This window comes from Acidovorax sp. JMULE5 (genome assembly GCF_013376875.1).
Taxonomy (GTDB): Bacteria; Pseudomonadota; Gammaproteobacteria; order Burkholderiales; family Burkholderiaceae_C; genus Acidovorax; species Acidovorax facilis.
In genome coordinates this window covers 2,875,001-2,900,101 of sequence record NZ_CP035951.1, presented here as the reverse complement: position 1 = coordinate 2,900,101, position 25,101 = coordinate 2,875,001, and the positions used below count along the sequence as shown (strand labels likewise).

General features: G+C 61.4%; 27 protein-coding genes and 1 pseudogene (1 of these 28 running past the window's edge). 24 read left to right on the top strand and 4 right to left on the bottom strand.

Going from position 1 to position 25,101, the window contains the following annotated elements:
• The first annotated feature begins 300 nt into the window (after nt 1–300).
• From EXV95_RS13035 to EXV95_RS13020, 4 genes are all read left to right on the top strand, one after another.
• Nucleotides 301–1,791 carry a flagellin gene (locus EXV95_RS13035; protein WP_176887150.1) on the top strand — a complete coding sequence of 497 codons (1,491 nt, stop codon included), beginning with the start codon at nt 301–303 and terminating at the stop codon, nt 1,789–1,791.
• Nucleotides 1,792–1,988: 197 nt separating this feature from the next.
• On the top strand, nt 1,989–3,422 hold the full coding sequence (fliD, locus tag EXV95_RS13030; protein WP_176887149.1) for a flagellar filament capping protein FliD: 1,434 nt from the start codon (nt 1,989–1,991) through the stop codon (nt 3,420–3,422).
• A 65-nt stretch (nt 3,423–3,487) separates the two neighbouring features.
• Nucleotides 3,488–3,943, top strand: a complete 456-nt coding sequence (gene fliS / locus EXV95_RS13025; RefSeq protein ID WP_055398289.1) for a flagellar export chaperone FliS — start codon at nt 3,488–3,490, stop codon at nt 3,941–3,943.
• Between the two features lie 2 nt (nt 3,944–3,945).
• Entirely contained in the window at nt 3,946–4,245 is a 300-nt protein-coding gene (locus EXV95_RS13020) for a flagellar protein FliT (RefSeq protein WP_010466046.1), read from the top strand.
• Between the two features lie 414 nt (nt 4,246–4,659).
• Here the strand turns inward: EXV95_RS13020 and fliE are convergent, their stop codons facing one another.
• Nucleotides 4,660–4,971, bottom strand: coding sequence for a flagellar hook-basal body complex protein FliE (fliE, locus tag EXV95_RS13015; RefSeq protein WP_055398288.1), 312 nt, complete (start codon nt 4,969–4,971; stop codon nt 4,660–4,662).
• A gap of 172 nt (nt 4,972–5,143) precedes the next feature.
• Between fliE and fliF the strand changes: the two genes are divergently transcribed.
• The 13 genes from fliF to fliR all read left to right on the top strand — a co-directional run bounded on the left by fliF (nt 5,144) and on the right by fliR (nt 16,452).
• Nucleotides 5,144–6,838 (top strand): flagellar basal-body MS-ring/collar protein FliF, encoded by a 1,695-nt coding sequence (gene fliF / locus EXV95_RS13010; protein WP_055398287.1) that lies wholly within the window; start codon nt 5,144–5,146, stop codon nt 6,836–6,838.
• 24 nt (nt 6,839–6,862) lie between these two features.
• Nucleotides 6,863–7,858 (top strand): flagellar motor switch protein FliG, encoded by a 996-nt coding sequence (fliG, locus tag EXV95_RS13005; RefSeq protein ID WP_055398286.1) that lies wholly within the window; start codon nt 6,863–6,865, stop codon nt 7,856–7,858.
• Nucleotides 7,842–8,573: a flagellar assembly protein FliH gene (locus EXV95_RS13000; protein WP_176887147.1), complete on the top strand. Its 732-nt coding sequence runs from the start codon at nt 7,842–7,844 to the stop codon at nt 8,571–8,573. Before fliG ends, EXV95_RS13000 begins: the two co-directional genes overlap by 17 nt.
• Nucleotides 8,563–9,957, top strand: coding sequence for a flagellar protein export ATPase FliI (gene fliI / locus EXV95_RS12995; RefSeq protein WP_121508460.1), 1,395 nt, complete (start codon nt 8,563–8,565; stop codon nt 9,955–9,957). The genes EXV95_RS13000 and fliI overlap by 11 nt, the downstream gene beginning before the upstream one ends.
• 19 nt (nt 9,958–9,976) lie before the next feature.
• The gene (gene fliJ, locus EXV95_RS12990) at nt 9,977–10,441 is read left to right on the top strand and encodes a flagellar export protein FliJ (RefSeq protein WP_055398283.1); all 465 of its coding nucleotides are present in this window, start codon (nt 9,977–9,979) and stop codon (nt 10,439–10,441) included.
• Between the two features lie 2 nt (nt 10,442–10,443).
• Nucleotides 10,444–11,799, top strand: a complete 1,356-nt coding sequence (locus EXV95_RS24940; protein ID WP_255484730.1) for a flagellar hook-length control protein FliK — start codon at nt 10,444–10,446, stop codon at nt 11,797–11,799.
• Nucleotides 11,800–12,170: 371 nt separating this feature from the next.
• On the top strand, nt 12,171–12,743 hold the full coding sequence (fliL, locus tag EXV95_RS12980) for a flagellar basal body-associated protein FliL (RefSeq protein WP_176887146.1): 573 nt from the start codon (nt 12,171–12,173) through the stop codon (nt 12,741–12,743).
• Nucleotides 12,744–12,761: 18 nt separating this feature from the next.
• Complete coding sequence (fliM, locus tag EXV95_RS12975) at nt 12,762–13,766, top strand: flagellar motor switch protein FliM (protein ID WP_010466026.1); 1,005 nt, start codon at nt 12,762–12,764, stop codon at nt 13,764–13,766.
• Nucleotides 13,756–14,193: a flagellar motor switch protein FliN gene (fliN, locus tag EXV95_RS12970; RefSeq protein ID WP_055398281.1), complete on the top strand. Its 438-nt coding sequence runs from the start codon at nt 13,756–13,758 to the stop codon at nt 14,191–14,193. Before fliM ends, fliN begins: the two co-directional genes overlap by 11 nt.
• 7 nt (nt 14,194–14,200) lie before the next feature.
• Nucleotides 14,201–14,557 (top strand): flagellar biosynthetic protein FliO, encoded by a 357-nt coding sequence (locus EXV95_RS12965; RefSeq protein ID WP_121421276.1) that lies wholly within the window; start codon nt 14,201–14,203, stop codon nt 14,555–14,557.
• A gap of 55 nt (nt 14,558–14,612) precedes the next feature.
• Nucleotides 14,613–15,320 (top strand): flagellar type III secretion system pore protein FliP, encoded by a 708-nt coding sequence (gene fliP, locus EXV95_RS12960; RefSeq protein ID WP_176889035.1) that lies wholly within the window; start codon nt 14,613–14,615, stop codon nt 15,318–15,320.
• 11 nt (nt 15,321–15,331) lie between these two features.
• A complete protein-coding gene (gene fliQ, locus EXV95_RS12955) occupies nt 15,332–15,601 on the top strand; it encodes a flagellar biosynthesis protein FliQ (protein ID WP_015015801.1) in 270 nt (89 codons plus the stop codon).
• Nucleotides 15,602–15,681: 80 nt separating this feature from the next.
• Nucleotides 15,682–16,452 carry a flagellar biosynthetic protein FliR gene (gene fliR, locus EXV95_RS12950; protein WP_176887145.1) on the top strand — a complete coding sequence of 257 codons (771 nt, stop codon included), beginning with the start codon at nt 15,682–15,684 and terminating at the stop codon, nt 16,450–16,452.
• 24 nt (nt 16,453–16,476) lie between these two features.
• On the opposite strand, the gene EXV95_RS12945 is transcribed toward fliR, so the two are convergent.
• Entirely contained in the window at nt 16,477–17,106 is a 630-nt protein-coding gene (locus EXV95_RS12945) for a response regulator transcription factor (RefSeq protein ID WP_176887144.1), read from the bottom strand.
• Nucleotides 17,103–18,214 (bottom strand): annotated as a pseudogene (locus EXV95_RS12940) (ATP-binding protein). The gene EXV95_RS12945 and the pseudogene EXV95_RS12940 overlap by 4 nt, the downstream one beginning before the upstream one ends.
• Before the next feature lie 182 nt (nt 18,215–18,396).
• Here EXV95_RS12940 and EXV95_RS12935 point away from each other — a divergent pair.
• The 7 genes from EXV95_RS12935 (at nt 18,397) to EXV95_RS12905 (ending at nt 24,887) form a co-directional block, all read left to right on the top strand.
• A complete protein-coding gene (locus EXV95_RS12935) occupies nt 18,397–18,843 on the top strand; it encodes a hypothetical protein (RefSeq protein ID WP_010466010.1) in 447 nt (148 codons plus the stop codon).
• A gap of 49 nt (nt 18,844–18,892) precedes the next feature.
• Nucleotides 18,893–19,255, top strand: coding sequence for a response regulator (locus EXV95_RS12930; RefSeq protein WP_010466008.1), 363 nt, complete (start codon nt 18,893–18,895; stop codon nt 19,253–19,255).
• Nucleotides 19,256–19,295: 40 nt separating this feature from the next.
• Nucleotides 19,296–21,449: a chemotaxis protein CheW gene (locus EXV95_RS12925; RefSeq protein ID WP_176887143.1), complete on the top strand. Its 2,154-nt coding sequence runs from the start codon at nt 19,296–19,298 to the stop codon at nt 21,447–21,449.
• A 52-nt stretch (nt 21,450–21,501) separates the two neighbouring features.
• Nucleotides 21,502–21,990, top strand: a complete 489-nt coding sequence (locus EXV95_RS12920) for a chemotaxis protein CheW (protein WP_010466005.1) — start codon at nt 21,502–21,504, stop codon at nt 21,988–21,990.
• 101 nt (nt 21,991–22,091) lie between these two features.
• Nucleotides 22,092–22,997: a CheR family methyltransferase gene (locus EXV95_RS12915; RefSeq protein ID WP_176887142.1), complete on the top strand. Its 906-nt coding sequence runs from the start codon at nt 22,092–22,094 to the stop codon at nt 22,995–22,997.
• A gap of 27 nt (nt 22,998–23,024) precedes the next feature.
• Nucleotides 23,025–23,774: a chemoreceptor glutamine deamidase CheD gene (cheD, locus tag EXV95_RS12910; protein WP_176887140.1), complete on the top strand. Its 750-nt coding sequence runs from the start codon at nt 23,025–23,027 to the stop codon at nt 23,772–23,774.
• A 15-nt stretch (nt 23,775–23,789) separates the two neighbouring features.
• Nucleotides 23,790–24,887, top strand: coding sequence for a chemotaxis response regulator protein-glutamate methylesterase (locus EXV95_RS12905; protein WP_055398272.1), 1,098 nt, complete (start codon nt 23,790–23,792; stop codon nt 24,885–24,887).
• Nucleotides 24,888–24,962: 75 nt separating this feature from the next.
• Here EXV95_RS12905 and EXV95_RS12900 read toward each other — a convergent pair whose 3' ends face one another.
• On the bottom strand, nt 24,963–25,101 hold the final stretch of the coding sequence (locus EXV95_RS12900; RefSeq protein ID WP_176887139.1) for an ATP-binding cassette domain-containing protein. The gene runs 1,760 nt beyond the window's last position; the window shows 139 of its 1,899 coding nt (coding positions 1,761–1,899); its start codon lies beyond the right edge, outside the window — the gene reads right to left on this strand; it ends in the stop codon at nt 24,963–24,965.

The window sequence follows — 25,101 nt, the reverse complement described above, 5'->3', positions numbered from 1 at the left end:
ACGGATCTGTTTGCCGGTTCAAGCGCACCCGTCCGGCTGTCAATGGGGGAACGATGGATGAATTGTGGAGACGCTGCTTTTGGGCGTTTGGGGGATAAGCGGCAAAAAAGTCGTACAACTTGTGCGTTTGCCCCTCAAGTTTTCCGGCGGCGACCCGAAAACAATTGCAACGGTCCGTAAGCGGCCCGCCGTTCACCAGATGGCCCGAGAGCACTGGCGAACCCCAGGAGGCCAGCGTGTTGCTGGCGACCCCGGCCGGCGGCAACGCCATATTCAGTCAGTTCTTTCAGGAGATTTGCAATGGCTTCCACCATCAATACGAACATCGCCTCGCTCACCGCCCAACGTAACCTGGGTACGAGCCAGACTTCCCTCAACACCTCCATCCAACGCTTGTCGTCGGGCCTGCGCATCAACAGCGCCAAGGACGATGCCGCCGGCTTGGCGATTTCGGAGCGCTTCACCAGCCAGATCCGGGGTCTGAACCAGGCGGTTCGCAATGCGAACGACGGTATCTCCCTGGCGCAAACGGCTGAAGGCGCACTGAAGGCTTCCGGCGACATCCTGCAACGTGTGCGTGAACTGGCTGTGCAGTCGGCCAACGCTTCCAACAGCGCTGGCGACCGCCAAGCCCTGCAGTCGGAAGTCGGCCAGCTGGTCGCCGAGCTGGACCGCATCTCGCAAACCACCGAATTCAACGGCGCCAAGCTGTTGGATGGTTCGTTCGGCACGCAACAGTTCCAAGTGGGCGCCAACGCCAACCAGACCATCGTGGCGGCAACAGGCAACCTGCGCACCAGCGTCTATGGCAACAACCAGAACGTGGCTTCCAACGGCTCGGGCATTGGCGCACAGGCTCCCGTCAGTGGTACGACGGCCAATGCCAACGGCGTGACCGCCGGTTCCGTGGCCATCAGCGGCTACTTGGGCACAGGCACTCTGTCGGTGAACTCCAGCGCCACCGCCAAGGCCACGGCCGACCAGATCAATGCCCTCAAGGCAGACACCGGTGTGACTGCCACGGCACGCAGTGAAGTGCGCCTGGGCGGCATGGCATCGGCCGGTTCCTACTCGCTGACCCTGGAAGGCGACAACGTGGGTGCCGCCCGTACCGTGTCGTTCACACTGACTTCGGCCACTGGCACGGACCGTCTGTCGGCCGCTGTGTCCGCGATCAACGATCAGGCCGCCAAGACCGGGATCAACGCTTCGCTGAGTTCGGACGGTAACCAGATCATCCTGACCAACGCAACTGGCAATGACATCGTGGTGGGCGACACCTCCAATGCCAACGTCGCCACTGTGACAGTGACCGGCTACGACGCAGCAGGCGCTAGCAACGGTACGGCCCGCACTTTGGGCGCCGACACGACGGCGGAGCGCGTGAGCACCGGCGGCTACATCACGCTGGACTCGGAAAAGTCCTTCGCTGTGACCTCGGCCAGCAACCAGCTGGACAACGGTGGCTCTGCCCTGCAAACTGTGGCCAACCTGGATGTGACCACGTTCAGCAACGCGACCAACGCCCTGAAGACGGTGGACTCTGCGCTGGCCTTCATCAACGGTGAGCGTGCCAAGCTCGGTGCTCTGCAATCGCGCTTTGAAACGTCGATCAGCAACCTGCAAGTGACGTCGGAAAACCTTTCTTCCTCGCGTTCGCGTATTCTGGATGCCGACTTCGCCGCAGAAACGGCCAACCTGTCGCGTGCCCAGATCCTGCAACAGGCCGGTACGGCAATGGTGGCCCAGGCCAACCAGCTGCCCCAAGGTGTGTTGGCCCTGCTGCGTTAAGCGGCGGGCATGGCAACCAGGGCGTTGCAGCGCCCTGGTGGACCCCAGGCGGCGGCAGATTTCTGTCGCCGCCCTTTGGCTTTTTGGAAGGCGGGTGCCAGGACCGCTGGATAAGACGGGTTTCCTGGCGTGTTTACGGACGTTCTTGATCGCCGTTCGGCGCCATAATTTCCGTTGGACCAGTTCAGGAGGTTTGTATGGCAACCATTTCATCCCCAGGCGTCGGCACGAACGGACTTGATGTCAAGAGCATCATTTCCCAGTTGGTCACCCTGGAAAAGAGGCCCCTGGACACGCTGAAATTACAAGCGGCCACGGTCAATACCAAGATTTCTGCCTTTGGACAGATCAAGTCGCTGGTGTCCACGCTGCAGGACGCAGCGGGCAAGCTCACCAGCGTGACCGGTTGGAATGGCGTGGCCACCACGTCGTCCGACTCCAAATTTGTTTCCGCCACCGCAGTAGGGGGCACGCTTCCCACCACGTTCAGTGTCGAGGTCCAGAGCCTTGCCAAGGCGCAGGCCACCGCATCGGCTGCTTTGCTGCCCGTGGGTGGTGCGCTCGGATCCGGTACGCTGCGCCTCGAACTGGGCAAGTGGAGTGTTGCACCCGCGTCGTTCACACCTGGCAGCGGTCAGCCCGTAGACATCACTATCAGTGCGAGCGACAAGCTGTCGGACGTGGCCAGCAAGATCAACGGTGCCAATGCAGGGGTAACGGCGTCTGTACTCAGTGATGCGTCGGGCGAGCGCTTGCTGCTGCGCAGCAAGAGCACCGGCGAAGAGTTCGGGTTTCGCCTGAGTGTGATGGAGGGCGGCGACACCGACCCCCAGAGTGCAGGCAACACCGACGCCACAGGCTTGTCCCGCCTCGTCAACGGCGCCACGGTCACGCAGGCGGCCGCCGATGCCAAGGCCACGGTCAACGGGATCGCGGTGTCTTCGGCCACCAATACGTTTGCGTCCACGATTTCGGGCGTGACCTTCAAGGCCGAGCAAGTGACGACGGCTCCCATTGATATCACCGTGAGCAAGGACAACTCCGCGATCCAGTCCAACATTGATGGATTCGTGAAGGCCTACAACGCCATCAACCAGTTGCTCCAGGACGCCACCAAGTACGACGCCGCTACCAAGTCGGCCGGTTTGCTGCAAGGTGACTCCACGGCCGTAGCGCTACAAAACTCCCTGCGCAACGCCATCCAGTCGGTCACTACAGGGGGCGGTGCTTTCCAGCGGTTGGCGGACATTGGCATTACCCAGCAGCTGGGCGGAGACCTGGTGGTTGATTCCTCCAAGCTCACCAAGGCGCTGTCAGAGAACCCTGACGATGTGAAAAACCTGTTCCGCAATACCGGTGGCGGCTCCGCCGATGGAATTGCCGTCCAGCTGAAGGCGTTGACCACCAACCTGCTCTCCAACGACGGTTTTTTCAAATCCAAGGATGCCACCTTGCAGCTGAGCCTCAAGCGCAACAGCCAGGACCAGACGCGGGTGAATGAGAAGGTCGAGGCATTTGAAAAGCGCATCACACAGCGGTATAACGCGCTCGATACCCAGCTGAGCAGCCTCAATGGCCTGAACGCGTATATCTCACAGCAGGTCACTGCCTGGAACAAATCGACTGGTTAATCAGGGGCTTCAGTTTTCCTGGCACATGCCGATAACTTAAGTAATACCTCGGAAGGATTGTCAGCATGTTCAGCGCCTACAGCCCCCGTGCAGCCAACGCTTACCAGCGTATCAATGTGGAAACCAGCATGCACACGATGGACCAGCACCAGCTGGTCAGCCTGCTGTATGAAGGTGTCCTCAATGCCATCGCCACTGCGCGTGGCGCCCTGGCACGTGGTGATGTGCTGGCCAAAGTCAATGCCATCTCCAAGGCCGTGCGCATTCTGGAGGAGGGCCTGAGCACCTCGCTCGACAAGGTCGATGGGGGCGAACTGGCTGAAAACCTGGGTGCGCTGTACGACTACTGCATGCGCCGCCTGATCCTGGCCAACGCCCGCAACGACGACGCCATCATGCAAGAAGTCATGCGCCTGATCGAGCCCGTGGCCCAAGGCTGGAACGAAATCAAGAAAACCGGCACCGCGGCTTCGTCCGATGCGCCCGCCGCCACTGGCCAGCCTGTGCTGGTGGAGGCATAACCATGTCACACATGCTGATTGACTATTACAAGGCGATTGAAGACAGCAGCGCCAAGATGCTGGAGGCCGCCAAGCTCAAGGACTGGGACGGCGTGGTGCGCTACGAAGGCGCCTGCGCCGTGCTGATCGAGCAACTGCGTTTCAAGTCGCAAGAGCACGAACTGCTGCCCGAGCACAAACGCGAGAAGACCCGCATCATGCAGCGCATCCTGCGCAACGATGCCCAAATTCGCTGCCTCGCCGAGCCCTGGCTGGCGCAGTTTGAACACCTGTTCGAAGGCCAGCCGCAGATGATGCATTGAGACAGGCGCCGAGCCCAAAACTAAGCCGACCGCGAGGTCGGCTTTTTTACGGATAAAAATCGCCTGAAGCGCTTATAAATAAAACGTATTAAGCTATCAAATTAAGAGTAAAAAAATCGGCCCCCACCGCATGGAGCGAGTACGCCTTGGGTGGACGCAGCAAGGTCGCCGGTTGGGAGCGCTGCGCCCCCGTGATCGCATGCAAAAACAGTGCCTCTAGGGCTTATCCAAAAATCGCAGGTAGCTATCAAATGAGGGGTTTTCCGAGTCCCTGCTGTTCGATACTGGCGCGCCCCAAGGCCAGGGATGCCAAGCAAGGGCCGCCCCGCAGCGAGGGCATCGTCCCCTTGCCCACAGCGCGCAGCGCTGTGAGAGCGAGGGGAAGCGGCGCAGCCGCTCAGGGGAGTGTCGCTGCTAAACCTGCATGTTCATGATGTCGGTATAGGCTTGCACCATCCGGTTGCGCACATGCAGCGTGGCTTGAAAGCCGATCTGGGCCTTCTGGATCGCCACCATGGTTTCTTCGAGGCTGACAGAAGGGTTTTCCATCTGCACCTCGGTCTGCAGGTTCGAAGAGCGGTTTTGTGCGGCGCTGACCGACTGCAGTGCGCCTTTGAGCGCCCCCGAGAAACCCACGTCATTGGCGTCGTTTTGCGGCGCTGCAGCACGGCGCGCCACGCCAGCGCCCGTGAGCGGGGCGGTAGAGCTTGAGATGCGAAGGTCCATGGCTGTATCCGTGGGAATGGCGGTATGCTGCGTATCCTAGCCATCGCGCCGGGACCCATCGCTCTGAATTGATGGCCAAACGCGCGGCTTATCCAGCGAACATTTTGGAGGCGTGACCGAATAATCGACCCCACGCTTTGGTCCTTGCCGGGCCACCCTACTGGAAAGCAAGATGTCTGCAGTTGCTGAAATTCCTCTCACCCCCCCTGCCAGCCCGAACTGGCTGCAGCGGCTGTCTGCCCTCGACAGGGCGCAGCGCATGCGGCTGGGTGTGGGTGCGGCGCTGCTGGTGGCGGTGGCCATTGCGGCCATCGTGCTGGGGCGCCAGCCTGACTACCGCGTGCTGTTTGCCAATCTGAACGACAAAGATGGCGGTGCCATCGTGGCCCAGTTGTCGCAGATGAATGTGCCTTACAAGCACGCCGATGGCGGTGGTGCCATCCTGATCCCTGCAGACCGCGTGCATGATGTGCGCCTGCGCCTGGCCACCCAGGGCCTGCCCAAGGGTTCGGTGGCGGGTTTCGAACTGATGGAATCCAGCAAATTTGGGATGACACAGTTCCAGGAGCGCCTGAACTTTCAGCGGGGCCTCGAGGGCGAACTCACGCGCTCCATCCAGGCGCTGTCGTCGGTGCAGGGTGCGCGGGTGCATCTGGCGCTTCCCAACCAGAACGGATTTTTCCGGGAGCAGCAAAAGCCTTCGGCGTCGGTGCTGGTGAGCCTGCACCCGGGCCGTATTCTGGATCGGGCGCAGCTGGCGGGCATCGTGCACCTGGTGGCTTCCAGCGTGCCAGAGCTGTCTCCGTCCGCCGTGAGCGTGCTGGACGATACAGGCAAGCTGCTGTCCCAGTCGCCCGATACCGCCGCTGGAAACGGTGTGGATGCGCAGCAACTGCTGTATGTGCAGCAGATCGAGCAGCAGTACACCCGCCGGATCCTGGACATCCTGGAGCCCGTGGTGGGCCGCGACAACGTCAAGGCGCAGGTGACGGCCGAGGTGGATTTCACCCAGACCGAATCCACCTCCGAGCAGCACCGGCCCAACCTGGCCACCGATGCCAGCGCCATCCGCAGCCAGCAGGTGGTGGAAAGCACAGGTCCCCAAGGCAATCCGCTGCCCACTGGCGTGCCGGGCGCCACGACCAACCAGCCCCCTGCACCGTCTGCCGCGCCCATCAATGGCGCCAACCCGCCGCCCACCGCCGCCGGCCAGCAGGCTCAGGGCGCCCAAGCTGTGGGCAGCAAGCGCGAATCCATCACCAATTACGAGGTTGACAAGACGGTGCGCGTCACGCGCGGCGGCAGTGGTGCCCTCAAGCGGGTGAGCGCAGCGGTGGTGGTCAACTACCAGTCCACGGAAGACAAGGGCAAGACCGTGTCGAAGGCGCTCACACCCGAGCAACTGGAGCAGATGACGGCGCTGGTGCGCGAGACCATTGGCTTCAACCGGGATCGCGGCGACTCCGTCAACCTCATGAACACACCGTTCCAGGTGACTGCGACGCCAACCAGCGACATTCCGCTGTGGAAGCAGCCTGAAGTGATCGATCTGGCCAAGTCGTTTGCCTGGCCGGTGGGTGCGGTGCTGTTTGCGGCCCTGGTGCTGATGGGCCTGGTGCGTCCGGCCCTCAAGGGTACTGGCGCGGCGGCCAAGCCCCGTGCCATCCCGGTGGCCGGTGGCCAGCTGGATGCCGTGGAGTCCGAAACGCCCGAACGCCCGGCGCTGCCTGCGCCCGCCAAGAAAAACGAGGTGCTTCCTGCCACGCCGGAGCAATTGCGTCTGGAAGAGGCGCGCGTGCTGGCCAAGGAGAACCCGGTGGCTGTGGCCAATATCCTGAAGACCTGGCTGAACGGCGAGCCGGTCTAATTACCGATACCACGGACGACGACCATGGACGACCAAGGACTCAACGACGCCGCCATCATGCTGATGTCCCTCGGCGAGGAAGAGGCTGCCGAAGTGTTCAAGCACTTCTCGCCCAAGGAAGTGCAGAAACTCGGCGAAACCATTGCGCGCATGCGCTCGGTATCGCGCGAGAAAGTGGACGAGGTCATCAACAAGTTCTCCGGCGCCGCTGCTGCGCAGAGCCTGCTGGTGTCCGACACCGGTAATTACGTGCGCGCCGTGCTGCGCCGCGCGCTGGGCGACGACAAGGCGGGCCTGCTCATCGACCGCATCCTGCAGGGCGGCGACGTGTCGGGCATCGAGAGCCTCAAGTGGATGGACCCACTGTCGGTGGCTGAACTGCTGCGCAACGAACATCCCCAAATCGTTGCAGCCATCCTGGTGCACCTGGACAGCGACCAGGCGTCGGGCATCCTGATGCACCTCACTGACCGTCAGCGCAGTGAAATTTTGCTGCGCGTGGCCACGCTGGAAGGTATCCAGCCGACGGCGCTCAAGGACCTGAACGAGGTGCTGTTCAAGGTGCTGGCGGGTGGCGACAAGATCCGAAAGAGCTCGCTGGGCGGCGTCAAGGCTGCGGCCGAGATCATCAACCTGCTGGGCGGCAACATGGATGCCGTGGTGCTCGAATCCATCCGGGGTTACGACCCCGATCTGGCCCAGAAGATCATGGATAAGATGTTCGTGTTCGAAGACGTGCTCAAGCTCGACGACAAGGCGATCCAGACTGTGCTCAAGGAGGTGGCGTCCGAAACGCTCATCGTGGCACTCAAGGGAGCAGTGCCCGAGCTGCGCGAGAAGTTCTTGTCGAACATGTCCTCGCGTGCCTCCGAGGCATTGCGCGAAGACCTCGAATCGCGCGGCCCGATGCGGTTGTCCGAGGTCGAGGCTCAGCAGAAGGAAATCCTGAAGACCGTGCGTCGTTTGTCCGACGAGGGTCAAATCGTGATTGGATCCGGCGGTGATGATGCCTTCGTCTAGCCAGCGCTCTTATTCGCGCTTCATTCCCAGCGAGGAAGTGGGCGATTTCACGCAGTGGAAGTTTGGTGCGGTGGACGGCTCCGACCTGGTTGAGCCAGCGGAGCCCGAGCCTGTGGCGGAGATTCCGGCCGAAATTGATGAGGCTGCGCAGCAGGCACTGATTCAGCAGGCATGTGATGACGCCTATGCCGAGGGCTTTGCCCAGGGGCAGGCCCAAACGGCGCTGGAATGGCAGCGGCGCATGGACGAATACATTGCCCAGCAAGGACACGAAACGGCGCAGCGGCTGCAGAGCGTGGTGCAGACCCTCGATGCAAGCCTGATCGACATGCAGCAGCAGATGGCCCAGCAACTGCTGGAGCTGGCCTGTGACATTGCGCGCCAGGTGGTGCGCCAGGAACTGTCCGTCAACCCCAACGCCTTGCAGCCAGTGGTGAGGGAGGCGGTAGGCATGCTGGTGACCGAGGGGCGACCTGCCATGGTCCGCCTGAACCCTGCAGATATGGAGGCGATGGCCCAGCCTCTGCGCGAAGAAATCGATACCCCCGGTGTGCAGTGGATGGCGGATGCTGCGGTGCCGCCGGGCGGCTGCCTGGTGGAATCAGCCGGTACGGCGGTGGACGGCAGCCTTGAAAAACGCTGGCAGCGGGCCATTGCCGCACTGGGGCTCCAGTCGCCATGGCAAGAGGAAGAAGAGGGCAGTGATGGCCGTTGAATCTCCTTCTGCCTGGACACGCCTGATGGACGACGCGCGTGCGCGCGTCGCTGAAGGCGCGCCGCTGGAGACGCGCGGCACGCTGACCCGGCTGACGGGCCTGGTGCTGGAGGCTGTGGGCATCCGCGTGCCCGTGGGCTCGCAGTGCATGGTCCAGATGCCGGGGCATGCCCCCGTGCTGGCAGAAGTGGTGGGTTTTTCTGCGGACCGCGCTTTTCTGATGCCTGCGGGAGATATCCACGGACTCTCCAGTGGTGCCAGTGTGGTGCCCGCTGCGCCCTACATCCCCATCCCCCGTCTCGGCGAGCCCGCGCGGGCCATCCAGCGTGCGGGTGTACTGCGCTTGCCGATGGGCGAAGGTCTGCTGGGCCGGGTGGTGGATGCGCAGGGACTGCCGCTGGACCATGGCGGGCCCGTGCAGGACGTGGTGTCTGAGCCCATGGGGCGCCGCCAGATCAATGCCATGGACCGGGACCCTGTGCGCGAATCGCTGGACACTGGCGTGCGCGCCATCAATGCCCTGCTCACCGTGGGGCGTGGGCAGCGCCTGGGTTTGTTTGCCGGTTCAGGGGTGGGCAAAAGCGTCTTGCTGGGCATGATGGCCCGCTACACACAGGCAGATGTGATCGTGGTGGGGCTTATTGGCGAGCGGGGGCGCGAGGTCAAGGAATTTGTGGAAGACATTTTGGGTGAGGATGGCCGTGCGCGATCGGTGGTGGTGGCGGCGCCTGCTGATGCACCGCCGCTCTTGCGCATGCAGGGGGCTGCGTATGCCACGGCGGTGGCCGAGCACTTTCGGGACAAGGGCAAGCATGTGCTGCTGCTCATGGATTCGCTCACCCGCTATGCCATGGCGCAGCGCGAAATTGCGCTGGCCATCGGTGAGCCTCCCGCCACCAAGGGCTATCCGCCCTCCTGCTTTGCCAAACTGCCGCAACTGGTGGAGCGCAGTGGCAACGGGCTGCATGGGGTTGGCTCGATCACGGCTTTCTACACGGTGCTGTCTGAGGGCGATGACCAGCAAGACCCGATCGCTGACGCGGCGCGTGCGATTCTGGATGGGCACATCGTGCTGTCGCGGGCTTTGGCCGAGACGGGGCATTTCCCCGCCATCGACATCGAGCAGTCTGCATCCCGCGTGATGCACAACGTGGTGTCGCGCGGGCATTTTGATCTGGCGCGACGCTTTCGGGCGGTGTATTCGCGCTACCAGAAGAGCCGGGATCTGGTGCAGGTCGGGGCGTACATGAGCGGCTCCGATCCTGCCCTGGACGAAGCCATTCGCCTGCAGCCGCAGATGGCCGCCTTCTTGCAGCAGGACATGTTCGAGGCCGCCTCGATGGACCAGAGCGTGGCGGGCATGGCAGCGGTGTTGGACCATTGAACACCTTGGGTAGTCAGCCATGTCCAGCCTCAACTCGCTCGCCGTCGCAGTGGAAGTCGCCTCCCGCAAGCGGGACGACGCGCGCCAGGCGCTGCAGGACATGTTGGCTGCGCAGCAGGCGGCGCGTGCCCAGCTCGACCAGCTGGAAGATTACGCCCGAGAGACCCAGGCGCGTTGGGGCATGAAGGCCGACACCACGATGAAGCCCGAGGTGATGTACCACCACTACCAGTTCATGGACCGCCTGGGTCATGCGGCGGGTGTCCAGAATGGTGTGGTGGGAGACCACGCCCATCGGGTGGAGGCCGCCAGGCGCGCCTTGCTGGAGGCGGAATTGCGTCTGGCAAGCCTGCGCAAGGTCATGGAAAAGCGGCGCCACGACCTGGAGTTGGCCGAAATGCGAAGAGATCAGAAACAAACCGATGAGCGGGCTGCGTTGCAGTACCGCAGTGCGATTCAGGGCTCTGAGGGCCGGGAGTATTGACCATGGAACCCACCAAAATTTCTTCTCCCCAGGGCACCCAGTCCGCCCATGCCGCTCGGCACCGCTCCACAGCGCAGCCCCCGGACGCGAACGAACCGGGCGCTGGCGGCTTTCTGGCGCTGCTGGCAGCTTTGGGCGATGGGGCGATGGGCGGAGGCGATGGCGCTCCGCTAGATCTGGCGGCCTCCGGAGCCGCTCCTTCCGATGTGGCTTTGACGGACGCTGCAAAAGCGACCATGGAGGCCTCCGCCATGGCTGCCTGGCAGGGGTTGCTGGTGCCCGGCGCCAATGGGCGGGTTGATGCTGCTGCGGCAGAGCGCGGGCAGGGCGGCAGCATTTTGAGTGCCGGAGCGCAGACCGGAGCGGTATTGGGGCTGGAAGCGCAGGGTGGTAGCGCCCAAGGGGGGCTGGCGTCCCTGGCGGGAATCCTTCCCGGAACGGACGGTCTTTCGCAAGGCATCGTGGCTGAAACAGCCAGGCTCGACACTTCGGCAGACTTGCAGGAAGGGCTCCCGCCGGTCGGCGGGATGGCGCAGGGTCGGATTTTCTCCCGCATGCAAAGTGCCTTGGCCCAGAAGGCAGATGCAGTGGAAATGTCTACAGGTCGCTCCCTCGGAGGAGGCGCTGCACAGCAGTTGCCGGGCCATCAAGGCGTGGCCCTGGCTGCGGTGCAGATGGCCAGCGAGCGAACGGTGGGGATGCCAGTTGCTGGCGCATCGGATCGCAGTCCGGGGGGCATGGTGGACCCGGCGGGTGGCGCTGTGGTCGCCTCCGTTGCAGAGGGGTTGCTGTCTCCGGTAGCGTCCGCGCGAGGTGGGGAGGGTGCGGACGCTGGAGGCCGCTCTGGCGAGGGGCGTTCCAGCGCCGGGGCTTGGTTGGATAGCGGCAGCGGTTCTGCGCCAGTGGAGCCGGGCTCCCTGGATGGGGCCACGGTGTTTGCCGACCCCGCACAGGCAGGTGTTGAGGAGCAGGTCGCCGAGCAGGTGGCTTATTGGGTCAACCAGAAAACACAGAATGCGGAACTGACGCTCAACCGCGACGGGCAGCCGGTAGAGGTGTCGGTGTCACTGTCGGGCAATGAGGCCCACGTGACGTTCCGCAGCGACCAGCCGCAAACCCGTGAGCTGCTGGACCGCAGCATGGCGCAATTGAGTGAGCTGTTGCGCAGTGAGGGCCTCGTGCTGTCGGGCATGTCGGTTGGCACCTCGGCGGGGCAGCGTGACGATGCGGGTGGGGCTGAGCGGCAGGGCCAGCGCGATGGCGCTCGCCAGGCGAAGGTGGTCGCTGCAGCGCCCACTGGCACGGCTTCACTGCTGCGCGGTGGCGCCCCGGATCGCGCAGTAGACGTCTTTGTGTGAGCCCGGCGGGCAGACGGGGCTACCCGCCTGCCGCCCGCTTCACCCCCGGGTCAGGAACTCGCCAGGGCGGCGTCTTTGTGCTGTTGCTGGCGATACGCGAGTACCGTGTTAGTCCCTACCCCAGCGCACTTCTGATAGGTTGCTTTGCAGTGGTGGCTACTCCTGCATTCCATCAAGTCTTGCCGCTGCAGCGCGACCGAACGCCGTTCCGGTGCTTGCGTGCAAAGTCCATAGCGCAGTGAATGCCATGGTTTTGGGCTTTTATTCTGGCTATTATTGGTTGCAGCCCCGCCCAATAATGGGTCATCCGGTTTTGCTCGCCCATGGATTGCGCGGGCCCGGCCCGTCTCCCACCGCAAGGAATCCGCAACGTGTCAGCCAATACTCCCGCAGCGGCCCCGGCCAAAAGCAAGAAGATGCTCATCATCATCATCGGCGTTGTGGTGGCGGTGCTGGTGATTGGTGGCGGCGCGGCGGCTTGGTTCATTTCCAGCCGCTCCCATGCCGACGAAGAAGATGGGGCTGCACCAGCCCGCAAGGAGGCACCCAAGGTGGCCCCCACGTTCCTGCCCATGGAGAACATGGTGGTGAACCTGGCAGACCCTGGCGGTGACCGGTTTGCCCAGATTGGTATCACCCTGGAGTTGGAAGATGCCAAGACAGCAGAGCAGGTGAAGCTGTATTTGCCCTCCATACGCAGCGGCATCCTGATGCTGGTTTCCCAGCGGACTTCCACTGAACTGCTGCAGCGGGAAGGCAAGGAAAAGCTGGCTGCAGACATCCTGCGGGAAGTCTCCCGCCCCCTGGGTTACACGGTTTCGACGGAGCGTGCACGCGCTGCGGCGGCCGACAAGGAAGAGGATGCGGAGGACCGGCCTTCGCGTCGGCGCACAGAGCGCAACCCGGTGCACCGTGTGCTTTTTTCCAGCTTCATCATCCAATGACCCGGGCGAGGACCAGTCATGAGTGATTCATTTCTTTCCCAGGAAGAAGTTGATGCCCTTCTTGAAGGGGTTACTGGTGAGAGCCAGAAGTCGGTCGAGGAGGTCGCGGAGGCGGGCTCCGTACGCAACTACGACATTTCCAGCCAGGAGCGCATCGTCCGTGGGCGTATGCCTACGATGGAAATCGTCAACGAGCGGTTTGCACGCAACTTCCGCATCGGGCTCTTCAATTTCATCCGCCGCAGTCCTGAAATCTCGGTGGGCACGGTATCCGTGCAGCGTTACAGCGCCTTTCTGCGTGAGCTGGCAGTACCCACGAACTTCAACATTGTGGCCATCCGTCCGCTGCGCGGCAGCGGACTGATCGTGTGCGAGCCCTCGCTGGTGTTCGGCATCATCGACACGCTGTACGGCGGCGTGGGCAAGTTCCAGACACGGATTGAAGGTCGGGATTTTTCGCCCACGGAGCAACGGGTCATCAACCGTCTGGTGGACGTGATCTGTGCTGAATACAAAAAGGCCTGGCAGGGCATTTACCCGCTGGAGCTGGAGTACCAGCGGTCCGAGATGCAGCCGCAGTTTGCCAATATTGCCACCCCCAGCGAAATCGTCGTATCCACGGCGTTTCAGCTGGAAATCGGGGACCTTTCGGGCGCAATCCATATCTGCATGCCCTACGCGACGCTGGAGCCGATCCGTGATGTGTTGTATTCGTCCACCCAGGGCGACTCCATTGAAGTGGATCGCCGCTGGGTCCGCGTGCTGACCCGGGAAATCCAGGCAGCCGAAGTGACCCTGGTGGCCGAATTGGCACGCGCCGACGCCACCGTGGAGCAGTTGCTGGCCATGAAGCCTGGCGATTTCATCGAGCTGGACCGAGAACCCCGCATTCGCGCATCGATTGGTGGGGTCCCCATTTTTGAGTGCCAGTACGGAACGCACAATTCCAAGTACGCCATTCGTATCGAAGAATGCCTGCGCAATGCCGACATGAGCTGGCTGGGAGAAAAAGATGTCAACTGAAGAAGATAACAAGGATGCTGGCGCGGACGACCCGTTTGCGGGTTGGGCCGAGGCGCTTGAAGAACAAAAGCGCACCGACGACAAGCCTGGCGACGGGGAGCAAGGTGGCCCGTTGTCTGGTGAGCCTGTACGCCCTTTCTCCGGTGGTGGCGATGGCACGGTCAACGACATCAACATGGTGCTGGACATACCCGTCCAGTTATCGGTGGAGCTTGGGCGCACCAAGGTACCCATCAAGTACATCCTTCAGCTCGCGCAAGGCTCGGTGGTGGAGCTCGATGCCCTCGCGGGTGAGCCGATGGACGTTCTGGTCAATGGCTATCTCATTGCCCAGGGCGAGGTGGTGGTTGTGAATGACAAGTTTGGTATTCGCCTCACGGACGTGGTGACGCCTTCCGAGCGTTTGCGGCGGGTCAGTCGTGGATAGTGGCAGCATGACCCAGACGCTGCTCGTGGTCGTCCTTTTTGTGGGCGCCATGGCCTTACTGCCCTGGCTTGTCCGCCGGTTGCAGCAGCGCCAGGCGGCGGGTAGCGCTGGTGTGGGAGCCGCATCCCGGGTACTGTCTGCCGTGGCTGTCGGCCCCCATCAGCGCGTGGTGACGGTGGAAGTCGGGCCCGAGCATGCGCGAACCTGGCTGGTGCTGGGCGTTACCGCTCAGCAAGTGAGCTGTCTGCATGTGTTCCCTGCGGGTCCGTCAGCCGCCCCCCATTCGGCACCCAGAGCGGAGCCTTCTTTCGCGCAGGCAGTCGCTTCCGCCGTGAACCCCCCAGGAAGCACCGCCAATGGCTGATGTATCGCTCACCCGTCGCGTGGCGCTGCTGGGAGCGGTCGCTTCGGTGGGGTTCATGGGGCATGACCTGGCCTTCGCGCAGGCGTCTGCCGGGTCCCTGCCGCTGGTGGTGGGAAGCGGTCCGTCTGGCAACAGCTACTCGGTGCCTATTCAGACACTGTTGTTCTTCACGGCGCTCTCCTTCTTGCCAGCAGTGCTGCTCATGATGACGGGCTTTACCCGGATCGTGATTGTTTTGTCGCTGTTGCGCCAGGCCCTGGGCACCCAGTCCGCGCCGCCCAACCAGGTCATCATCGGTCTGTCGCTGTTTCTCACTTTTTTTGTCATGGGGCCTACCCTGGACCGTGTGTACCAGGATGCCTATCTGCCTTACACCAACAACACCATCAGTTTTGAACAGGCGCTGGAAAAAGCCGAAGCGCCGATGCGCAGTTTCATGCTCAAACAGACCCGGCAGTCTGACTTTGCCCTGTTTTCCCGCTTGGCGCGGCTGGATTCCAGTGTGACCGCAGAAACTGCACCCCTCAGGGTACTCGTGCCTGCATTTGTCACCAGTGAGCTGAAGTCGGCGTTTCAGATCGGGTTCATGATCTTCATTCCGTTTCTGGTGATCGACATGGTGGTGTCGAGCATCCTCATGTCCTTGGGCATGATGATGTTGTCTCCGGTGCTGGTCGCACTGCCGTTCAAGCTCATGCTGTTTGTGTTGGCGGATGGCTGGAACCTGCTGATCGGCTCGCTGGCTGCCAGTTTTGTACCCTGAAGGAGCTGCCAATGACTTCACAAATGGTGCTGACCATCGGGCGTGACGCGCTGACATTGCTTCTGATGATTTCGATGCCCGTGCTCGGGGTCGTCATGGCGGTGGGATTGCTCGTGAGCATCTTTCAGGCCGTAACCCAGATCCACGAAGCGACGCTTGCGTTTGTTCCCAAGCTGATTGCTGCGATGGTGGTTTTTGCCATTGCAGGCCCCTGGATGCTCAGCACCCTGGTGGACTTTATCCGCCGGACCATCGAATCGATTCCTTCGATGATTGGCTAGCCAGGTGAGAGGACGAGCTATGGGTTTTTTCCTGAAGCCGGGTCTTCCAGACGCCCGCTTCGAAGCCCGCTGAGGATCGTGTGATCACTTTCACCGAAGGCCAGTTGATGGCTTGGCTTTCGCCCATTCTGTGGCCCTTTTTGCGCGTGCTGGCCGTGTTTTCGGTGGCGCCGGTGTTCTCCATGCGCACAGTTCCCATGCGCGTCAAAATTGGACTGGCGTTTCTGGTGGCACTGTGCGCGCAGGGTGTGCTGGGTGATCAGCCGGTCATCAGCGTCAATGGTCGTGAGGCGTTTGGTGCTGTTGCTCAGCAGGTGGCCGTGGGCCTTGCGATCGGTTTCTCTGTGAGGCTGGTGTTTGCGGCCGTGGAACTGGCGGGTGAAATCATCGGTTTGCAGATGGGCTTGAATTTCGCGTCGTTCTTTGACCCGTCGTCCAATGCGCAGATCAGCGCCGTTGCGCGGTTTTTTGGGCATATGGCCATGCTGCTGTTCGTGGTCATCAATGGCCACTTGCTGATCCTGATGGCCGTGGTGAAAAGCTTTGACCGCTTTCCTGTCGATGGAAATTTTTTGCAGGCGCTCGGGCAGATGCGCCTTTATGAACTGGGCTCGTCGCTGTTCGCCAGCGCGCTCTGGATCGCTCTGCCGATGATTGCGCTGTTGCTGTTTGTCAATTTGACGCTGGGCATCATTTCCCGCGTGGCACCGCAAATGAATATCTATGCGGTCGGTTTCCCAGTGACGTTGACGGTAGGCATGCTGGGTATTGTGGCCACACTGCCGCTACTGGAGCAACCCGTGCTCGCGCTCATGCAGCAGGCAGTCGATCTGTTTGCTGCTCAGCGGTAGACATAGGTGGCGCTGGGGACAGGTTCAGACCAGCTGGTTTCGGATGGCGTAGACGGTAAGCTCCGCATTGTTGGACAGCTTGAGTTTTTCCAGCACCCGTGAACGGTAGACACTCACTGTCTTTGGACTCAGCATCAGCTCTTCTGCAATGTCCGACAGCCTGCGTCCGGACGCGATTTTGACCAGCGTTTGCAGCTCCCGCTCCGACAAGGCCGTGTGTGGCGCTTCCGGCGTAGGCTGTGCCAGGCTGTCCGCGAGCATCTGCGCCACTTCTGCCGTGAGGTACTTGCGTCCCTGCATGACGGTCCGCACGGCAGCAATCAGCTCGACCGGGTCCCCTGCCTTGTTGGCATATCCTTGCGCGCCAGCTTTCAGGCAGCGCAGGGCGTACTGATCTTCTGGATACATCGAGACCACCAGCACCTTGATGGCGGAATGGGTTTCGCGCAAGCTGGTGAGCACCTCCAAGCCGCTGCGGCCCGGCATATTCAAGTCCAGCAGCAATACGTCGCAGGGCGCGGAGCGCAACACCTCGCGCAACTCGGAATATCCTCCGGCCTCGCCAGTTACCTGGATGTCGGGCGCCTCGGCCAGCGTGTCGCGTATTCCACGCCGCAAGACGGCGTGGTCATCGCACAGGACCACATGAATCACTGCGCATCTCCTGGAGCTGGTGGTGTTGGGTGCGATGTTAGCGGTATGGACAGGATAACGGACGTGCCATGGCCGGGCCGACTGCTGATGTCCAGCCATCCCCCCACGGTCCGGGCACGCTCATGCAGGCCTTTGAGCCCAAAGGCTTTTGGTTTTTCGAGCATGCAGGGGTCAATGCCTTGTCCATCGTCAGTCACTTCCAATGTCAGGACATCCTCTTTGTCGGAGAGGTCAATGTGCACTGTGCGGGGATGTGCGTGTTTGGAGATGTTGGTCAGCGCCTCCTGCGCTGTGCGATAGGCAACCAGCTGAATATCTGCGGTGGCCCGGATAGATTCGCTGCTGCTGATAACCCGGGCGGGAATGCCCGAGCGACGCTCAAATCCGGCGGCAAGCCATTGCACCGCTGCCACCAGTCCCTGTTCAAGAATCGGGGGGCGCAGGTTCATCATGATGCGTTGGCTTGCTCCAATGGCATGCTGCAGCATCTCTGCCGCTGAGGCTGCATGCTCTTGCATCTCCGTATTGGTGCTATGGCGTCCGATCCATGCCACATCGAACCTGACGGCAGTCAGTGCGCCGCCGATATCGTCATGGATCTCGCGGGCAATGGACGCACGTTCCTGCTCGATCGAGGTTTGCAGATGTTCCGTCAGGTCAGCCAGTCGGCGCTCCGAGGCTTCCAGTTGCGCGACAGCCAGTTCGCGCGCCTGACGGGCTTCATGAACCTCCAGGGCGCGTGCAATGACATGCGGCAGCCGCTGAAGGTCGTCTTTAAGCAGGTAATCGGCAATGCCCAGGCGGATCGCATCTACAGCTGCTGCCTCGCCGATGGCTCCCGACAGAAGGATAAAGGGGGGTGTTGCGGCTTTTGCACCACATGTGCCCACGCGTCCAGTGCCGTGAAGCCGGGCAGCCGGTAATCTGCCAAGATGATGTCAAACGGCTGGATATCTGTGAGCCGCTGGAATTCGGAGAGCGAATCCACCCGATGGAGGTGGCAGTGGAGACCGGAGCGCCGCAGGGTCAATGCGGTCAACTCATGATCTGCCAGTGAATCTTCAAGATGCAGGATGTTGAGGGTCTGGTCTGATGCTATGGTGACCATAGGAGCGCTATCATAGGATACAAATTGGAACAAACAAGGGTGTTTGTCCGATTGGGATGGTTTCAGCGTCAGCGTCCAATGGGCGCTGACACCACGGTGCACACGGGCTTGGGGCCACTGTGCGGGTGTCGTAGTTCTGTGTTTTTGCGTGCTTTGCTGCTGCGTGCCGCGATGGAGAAACGATGCAATCTACGCTAACAACGTCTGGAGGACCTGCTGTCCAGGTTCCCGTCATGGTGGCGGCAGAACTGCAGGATTCGTTGCTGGTCGTTATGCATGACCTGCATCGCCTGGAAGGACTGCTCAACCATGCTACCGATAATCTGCTGGAACGCTTTGGGGAGGCCAACGCGGTGCTGACGGATGCTGCCGTTGCAGATTCCCCGGAGCTGGTGGCTGCCCGCGCTGCGCTGCGCAGCGCGGTGACTGAGTTGCAGTTCCAGGATATGGCGTCCCAGCTGATATGGCACACGACCAAGGTGCTTCAAGGATGCGCGTTCCGTTTGGCTTCCGAAGCCATGGGCAATGAAGATGGCGAAGAAGCGGCGCCCTTTGCGGAAATGGCGCCCGACCGGCCTAACCCTGTCACTCAGAGCGAGATGGATGCCGGTTCGGTGGACCTGTTCTGATCTTTACATCACTGGTTAACCTATATATTTAAGTCAGTTGGAGCCTTACATGCAATCGATCCTTGCCGTAGATGATTCACCGTCCATGCGGAAAATGGTGTCGTTCACTCTGACGGGTGCCGGCTATCACGTCGTGGAGGCAGTGGATGGGCAGGATGCCCTGGAAAAGGCCGAGAGCCACAATATCGATCTTGTGCTGGCTGACCAGAACATGCCCCGGCTTGACGGGATCGGGCTCACTCGGAAACTGCGTGAGAACCCTAAGTTCAAGACCATTCCCATTCTGATCCTCACCACCGAGTCCAGTGATCAGATGAAGCAGGCGGGACGTACTGCTGGCGCGACCGGCTGGTTGGTCAAGCCCTTCGATCCCAATCGCCTGATTGAAGTTATCCAGAAAGTGATCCGCTGAGTCGGGTTGTCCGGGATCACCAAGTACACAGGAGCCCATGATGGCGGAAACTTACCAAGAAGGATCGGGTGCAGGTGCTGACTTCGACCTGAGCCAGTTCTATCAGATCTTTTTCGAGGAAGCGGGCGAAAACCTGGACCAGATGGAGCAGATGCTTCTGGATCTGGATTTGAGTAGCGCCAATGACGAAGAACTCAATGGCATCTTTCGGTGCGCCCATTCCATCAAGGGTGGTTCAGCCACTTTTGGATTCTCGGATGTAGCGGAGTTGACCCACCAGATGGAGTCTCTCCTGGACCGCTTGCGCCGCCACGAGCTCCAGCCCATTCCGCAGATGGTGGATGTGCTCCTCGAATCTGCCGACGCCTCGCGGAGCCTGCTGGCCCGCCACCAAGCAGGTGGGCAGGGCGAAGCTGTTTCCACCACCTCTCTGGTGCGTCGCATTAGTGAACTTGCTGCAGGGTTGGTCCCCGGGGATGCCCCTGCTGTCGCTCCGCCCCCGCCGCCAGCCGCACCTGCTCCAACTCCAGCTCCACAGGCTGCAGCACCAGCGCCAGCACCGAAGGTAGTGACACCGGCGGTGGCCGGACAGGCGCGGACCCTGGAGATTCAGATTGGTCCCTTGGATCGACTGGAGCAGGCGGATGCCATCAAGGAGCTTTTTCGGGATATCCCGGGCCTCGGGGCGATCCGTGACATAGAAAGTCCACAGGCCAATACGCGGAGTTTCGCGGTGGAAACCACCTCCACCAACGACGATCTGCTCGACCTGTTTGCCTTTCATGTGGCCAAGGAACAGGTGCTGATCCGTGACGCTGCGGTGCCAGCGTCGGGCGCTGCCGCCGACGAGGATGAAGAAACGGTCCTTGTTGCTGGCGCCGCTGAGGGTGAGGCCTACGGTTTCTTCAGCGAAGCGCCTGGTGCCCCACGTGCGGATGCACCTCACGCAGCGCAGGCCCCAGCCCAAGCTGTGAAGGTTGCTGCAGCCCCCAAGGCCAGCGAGCCCAAGGTTGCCATGCAGGCGCAGATGGAATCCACGACCATTCGGGTCGATGTGAAAAAGGTCGACCAGCTCATCAATCTGGTGGGCGAACTGGTGATCACCCAGGCGATGCTGGCGCAAAACAGCCGGGGCCTGGATGCTGGTGCGTACCAGCAGTTGCTGGCAGGGCTGGCTGACCTGGATCGCAATACCCGCGATCTTCAGGAGTCGGTCATGTCGATCCGCATGATTCCGATGTCCATTGTCTTCAGCCGTTTCCCCCGCATGCTCCGGGATCTGGCTAATAAGCTGGGCAAGAAGGTGGAACTGGTGACGCTGGGCGAAGCCACCGAACTGGACAAGGGGCTGGTGGAAAAGATCACCGATCCGCTGACTCACTTGGTGCGCAACAGTTGCGACCACGGTATTGAGATGCCCGCAGACCGATTGGCCAAAGGCAAATCCGAGCATGGGACCATCACGTTGTCTGCCTCTCACCAAGGCGGCTCGATCGTGATTGAGGTACGCGACGATGGCCGTGGGCTCTCGCGCGAAAAGATTCTCAGCAAAGCCCAAGAGCGTGGCATTGAAGTGTCCGAGCAGATGAGCGACGCGGAGGTCTGGCAATTGATCTTCGCGCCCGGCTTCTCCACGGCTGACGAGGTGACGGATGTGTCCGGGCGTGGAGTGGGAATGGATGTGGTCAAGCGCAACATCGCTGCGCTCAATGGTTCGGTCGAAATCGATTCCGCTGAAGGCTACGGGATGAAGGTTTCTGTGCGCCTGCCGCTGACGCTGGCCATCATGGATGGCATGTCCGTGGGCGTGAGTGATGAGGTCTACATTCTTCCGCTGTCTTCGGTGGTGGAGTCCTTCCAGGTCAATGCAGACGATGTGAGCACCGTGGCCCAAGGTTCGCAACTGGTGAAAGTGCGCGATGAGTACATGCCGGTGATTGCGCTGGAGAAAATTTTCCAGGTGCCGCGTTTCGATCCCAACAAGTCCAGCAACATCATGGTGGTGGTCGAGGCGGATGGCAGCCGTGTGGCGCTGTTGGTTGATGAGTTGCTGGGCCAACACCAGGTGGTGGTCAAGAACCTGGAGTCGAACTACCGCAAGGTTCCCAACGTATCGGGGGCCACTATCTTGGGTGACGGCACGGTCGCACTCATTCTGGACACAGGCGGCTTGGTGCGCAGGGCGCGCCACTAGATTCAAGCGGCCGTTCCCAGGGGCACGGCGCTGTCACGAAAGGAGAAGCACCATGAGTGTGATGGGTAAAACAGCAGAGGCGGTGCCAACGGGCACCCGTGAATATCTGACTTTCCGTCTCGACCAGGAAGAGTACGGTATCGACATCCTGAAGGTGCAGGAGATACGTGGCTATGAGCCACCTACACGGATTGCGAATGCCCCCAACTTCATCAAGGGTGTCGTCAATTTGCGCGGCACCATCGTGCCCATCGTTGACATGCGGCTCAAGTTCAACTGCGCGCAGGCCGACTACAACAGCTTCACGGTGGTCATCATCCTGAACCTTCGCAACCGGGTGGTCGGAATCGTGGTGGACTCCGTCAGCGATGTGATGGAGCTGACACCTGAGAGCATCCGTTCGGCGCCTGATATCGAAAGCGCCATCGACAACAGCTGCATCCTGGGACTGGGGTCGGTGGGGGAGCGGATGCTGATTTTGCTGGACATCGAGAAACTCATGTCCGGCGTAGACATGGGGCTGGTGACTGCCAACGAGTAGGACTCCTCCGTCACCAACGTGGTGGACCCGGCACCTGTCAGATTTCAGGTGTGGCTTGCAGATCTCTAGGAGCGAATAGGATTTCCCGTCGGACGATCAATATGGCCCAACCCACCAGTGCCTCTTCAACAGCCCGGCCTCCCGTTGGCAGGGCGGATCCAGCGCTTGCCGCTGCTGCAGCGCCGTCGGGGCCGCTGGCTCAGGGGCGTGAATTCGTCTGGACCAATGCAGATTTTGCGCGGGTGCAGGCCTTGATCTATCAACGGGCCGGGATCAGCTTGCACGATGGCAAGCACGCCATGGTGTATAGCCGCCTTTCACGCCGCTTGCGGGACACGGGCCATAGCAGCTTTCACGACTATCTGGGATGGCTGGAGACGCACGACGGGCCGGAGTGGCAGGAGTTCATCAATGCCCTGACCACCAACCTCACTGCGTTCTTCCGCGAGCAGCACCACTTTGAGATTTTTGCTTCGCACCTGCGGAGCAAGCCGTCTGCCAGCTGGAAGGTTTGGTGCAACGCGGCATCCACCGGAGAAGAGCCTTATTCCATTGTCATGACCGCATTCGAGGCGCTGGGAGCCAACGCTTCTTTCAAGCTGACTGCCAGTGACATTGATTCCCGCGTGCTGGCGACGGCGGCGCAAGGGGTGTACCGCCTTGACAGTCTCAAGGGGCTGAGCCCGGAGCGCCTGCAAAAGTTTTTTCTGCGGGGAAAGGGTGGCAACCTGGGGATGGTGCGGGCCAAGCCGGAGTTGCGCCGCGCGATTGACTTTATGAGCGTGAACCTCATCCGGGACGACTGGCCGTTCAAAGAGCCCTTCGATGTGGTTTTTTGCCGCAATGTGATGATCTACTTTGACGCCGCCACGCAGCGACGCGTGCTGGAAAGGATTCACCGGGTCCTGAAACCCGGGGGCATGCTGTTTGTGGGGCATGCCGAAAACTTTAGCGAGTCCAGAGACCTGTTTACGCTGCGTGGCAAGACCGTGTACGAGCGTCGCTGACCTGCCATGTTGCCTCGCACCTAGCCCATGACCAATATTCCATCAGGATCCTCTCTTTCTCCGGCCGCCGCCTCTTCTGGCGCGTCCGAGCGGCGCCGTGCCCCTCGCATTGCGCCGTTGAGTGCGGACATCTACTCTGCGGGGGCAGGTCCTGCAAGGGAATCATCGCTGCAAGATCTCAAAGCGCGCAGCCGCAAGCCTGGGGAGGCATCCTTTTTCTACCTGGACCATCATTTCCAGCACAACGCTGTGAAGGTGCTTCCTGGTGAGTATTTCGTCGGCGACGAGAACATGATCATCATGACCGTGTTGGGGTCGTGTATTGCCGCCTGCTTGTGGGACAGCCGCGCGCATGTGGGAGGGATGAACCATTTCATGCTGCCCGATGGTGACGTGGCGGATGCGTCGGGCCGCTATGGTTCATACGCGATGGAATTGCTGATCAACGAGATGCTCAAGCTGGGCGCCCGGCGCGAGACCATGCAGGCCAAGATATTTGGCGGGGCGCAGGTCATGCACAACTTCACGACCATGAACGTCGGTGAGCGCAACACCAATTTTGTTTTGAACTACCTGCACACGGAGCGGATTCCCATCGTCTCCGAGGATGTATTGGATATTTATCCGCGCAAGGTGGTTTTTTTCCCCATCACGGGGAAGGCCATGGTCAAGCGATTGGCACACGCACATCCCGAAACCCTGGTGGCCCAGGAAGTGCGTGGCAATGCAGCTACTGTGGCAAAGACTACCTTGGGCGGTTCTGTCGATCTGTTTTGAGGAAGGCGTGAGTTAATGAGCAGGAAAATCCGGGTGATCGTGGTGGACGATTCGGCGCTGGTCCGTAGTCTGCTGTCCGAGATCATCAACCGGCAGCGGGACATGGAGTGCATTGGCACGGCGAATGATCCCTTGGTGGCACGCGAGATGATCCGCGAGCTCAATCCTGATGTCATCACACTGGATGTTGAGATGCCCCGGATGGATGGCATCGATTTTCTGGGGCGTCTGATGCGCTTGCGCCCGATGCCAGTGGTGATGATTTCCACGCTGACGGAGCGGGGCGCCGAGGTGACCATGAAGGCGCTCGAACTGGGTGCCGTCGATTTTGTGGCCAAGCCCCGGGTGGGGCTGGCCAGCGGCCTCAATGATCTCGCTGCGCAGATCGTGGACAAGATACGTGTGGCTGCGGTCGCCCAGGTCCGCCGAGCACCCGTGCGTGACGCTGCGCCAGCGGGGGGCGGCGCCGGGGCTGCTGTTGCGCCCCCAGCCTCGGCTCTCCTGGGCCGTCTGTCCACCGAAAAGCTGATCTGTATTGGTGCTTCCACAGGGGGGACGGAGGCTATCAAGGAGGTGCTGGTGCAAATGCCGGCGGATTCGCCCGCGATTGTCATTACCCAGCACATGCCTCCAGGGTTCACCACCAGCTTTGCTGCCCGCTTGAATGGTTTGTGCCAGATTACGGTCAAAGAGGCGGTCAATGGCGAACGCATCTTGCCTGGCCATGCCTACATCGCGCCAGGTGGCACCCAGTTCCATGTAGCACGTAGTGGTGCCAACTACGTGGCGGTGGTGGATGATGGTCCGCCCGTGAATCGCCACAAGCCCTCGGTGGAAGTGCTGTTCAAATCTGCCGCCGCAGTGGTTGGACGCAATGCCTTCGGCATCATGCTCACTGGAATGGGTAACGATGGAGCGGCTGCGATGCGCGAAATGAAGGACGCCGGCAGCTACAACTATGTGCAGGATGAGGCGACCTGTATTGTCTTTGGCATGCCGCGTGAGGCCATCGCCCATGGCGCTGCTGATGAGGTTCTGCCGCTGGGGCAGATCGCGCCTGCGCTAATCACCCGTCTGCGCGGCGCTACTGATCGGCTGCACCACCGCATCTGATGGAATAACGCGGCCCTTGAGCGCTGCAGGCTGGATGGTTTCCTGCGGGCCGCTATGTTCCGCGGCCGGCTAACGCTATGCGGACAGGGCTGTCCAGCGCTCCAGTGCCGCCATCAGCTCGTCTTCGATCGCGCCCGCCCTCGCGGTCATGACTGCTGCCCGCGCCGGATCGGTGCTGTAGAGGGTCCCATCTGCCAGCGCCTCTTGGAGCGCC

Coding starts and splice junctions, on each gene's coding strand:
- EXV95_RS13035 (WP_176887150.1), top strand. CDS start 301: ATGGCTTCCACCATCAATACGAACATCGCCTCGCTCACCGCCCAACGT.
- fliD (WP_176887149.1), top strand. CDS start 1,989: ATGGCAACCATTTCATCCCCAGGCGTCGGCACGAACGGACTTGATGTC.
- fliS (WP_055398289.1), top strand. CDS start 3,488: ATGTTCAGCGCCTACAGCCCCCGTGCAGCCAACGCTTACCAGCGTATC.
- EXV95_RS13020 (WP_010466046.1), top strand. CDS start 3,946: ATGTCACACATGCTGATTGACTATTACAAGGCGATTGAAGACAGCAGC.
- fliE (WP_055398288.1), bottom strand. CDS start 4,971: ATGGACCTTCGCATCTCAAGCTCTACCGCCCCGCTCACGGGCGCTGGC.
- fliF (WP_055398287.1), top strand. CDS start 5,144: ATGTCTGCAGTTGCTGAAATTCCTCTCACCCCCCCTGCCAGCCCGAAC.
- fliG (WP_055398286.1), top strand. CDS start 6,863: ATGGACGACCAAGGACTCAACGACGCCGCCATCATGCTGATGTCCCTC.
- EXV95_RS13000 (WP_176887147.1), top strand. CDS start 7,842: ATGATGCCTTCGTCTAGCCAGCGCTCTTATTCGCGCTTCATTCCCAGC.
- fliI (WP_121508460.1), top strand. CDS start 8,563: ATGGCCGTTGAATCTCCTTCTGCCTGGACACGCCTGATGGACGACGCG.
- fliJ (WP_055398283.1), top strand. CDS start 9,977: ATGTCCAGCCTCAACTCGCTCGCCGTCGCAGTGGAAGTCGCCTCCCGC.
- EXV95_RS24940 (WP_255484730.1), top strand. CDS start 10,444: ATGGAACCCACCAAAATTTCTTCTCCCCAGGGCACCCAGTCCGCCCAT.
- fliM (WP_010466026.1), top strand. CDS start 12,762: ATGAGTGATTCATTTCTTTCCCAGGAAGAAGTTGATGCCCTTCTTGAA.
- fliN (WP_055398281.1), top strand. CDS start 13,756: ATGTCAACTGAAGAAGATAACAAGGATGCTGGCGCGGACGACCCGTTT.
- EXV95_RS12965 (WP_121421276.1), top strand. CDS start 14,201: ATGACCCAGACGCTGCTCGTGGTCGTCCTTTTTGTGGGCGCCATGGCC.
- fliP (WP_176889035.1), top strand. CDS start 14,613: ATGGGGCATGACCTGGCCTTCGCGCAGGCGTCTGCCGGGTCCCTGCCG.
- fliQ (WP_015015801.1), top strand. CDS start 15,332: ATGACTTCACAAATGGTGCTGACCATCGGGCGTGACGCGCTGACATTG.
- EXV95_RS12935 (WP_010466010.1), top strand. CDS start 18,397: ATGCAATCTACGCTAACAACGTCTGGAGGACCTGCTGTCCAGGTTCCC.
- EXV95_RS12930 (WP_010466008.1), top strand. CDS start 18,893: ATGCAATCGATCCTTGCCGTAGATGATTCACCGTCCATGCGGAAAATG.
- EXV95_RS12925 (WP_176887143.1), top strand. CDS start 19,296: ATGGCGGAAACTTACCAAGAAGGATCGGGTGCAGGTGCTGACTTCGAC.
- EXV95_RS12920 (WP_010466005.1), top strand. CDS start 21,502: ATGAGTGTGATGGGTAAAACAGCAGAGGCGGTGCCAACGGGCACCCGT.
- EXV95_RS12915 (WP_176887142.1), top strand. CDS start 22,092: ATGGCCCAACCCACCAGTGCCTCTTCAACAGCCCGGCCTCCCGTTGGC.
- cheD (WP_176887140.1), top strand. CDS start 23,025: ATGACCAATATTCCATCAGGATCCTCTCTTTCTCCGGCCGCCGCCTCT.
- EXV95_RS12905 (WP_055398272.1), top strand. CDS start 23,790: ATGAGCAGGAAAATCCGGGTGATCGTGGTGGACGATTCGGCGCTGGTC.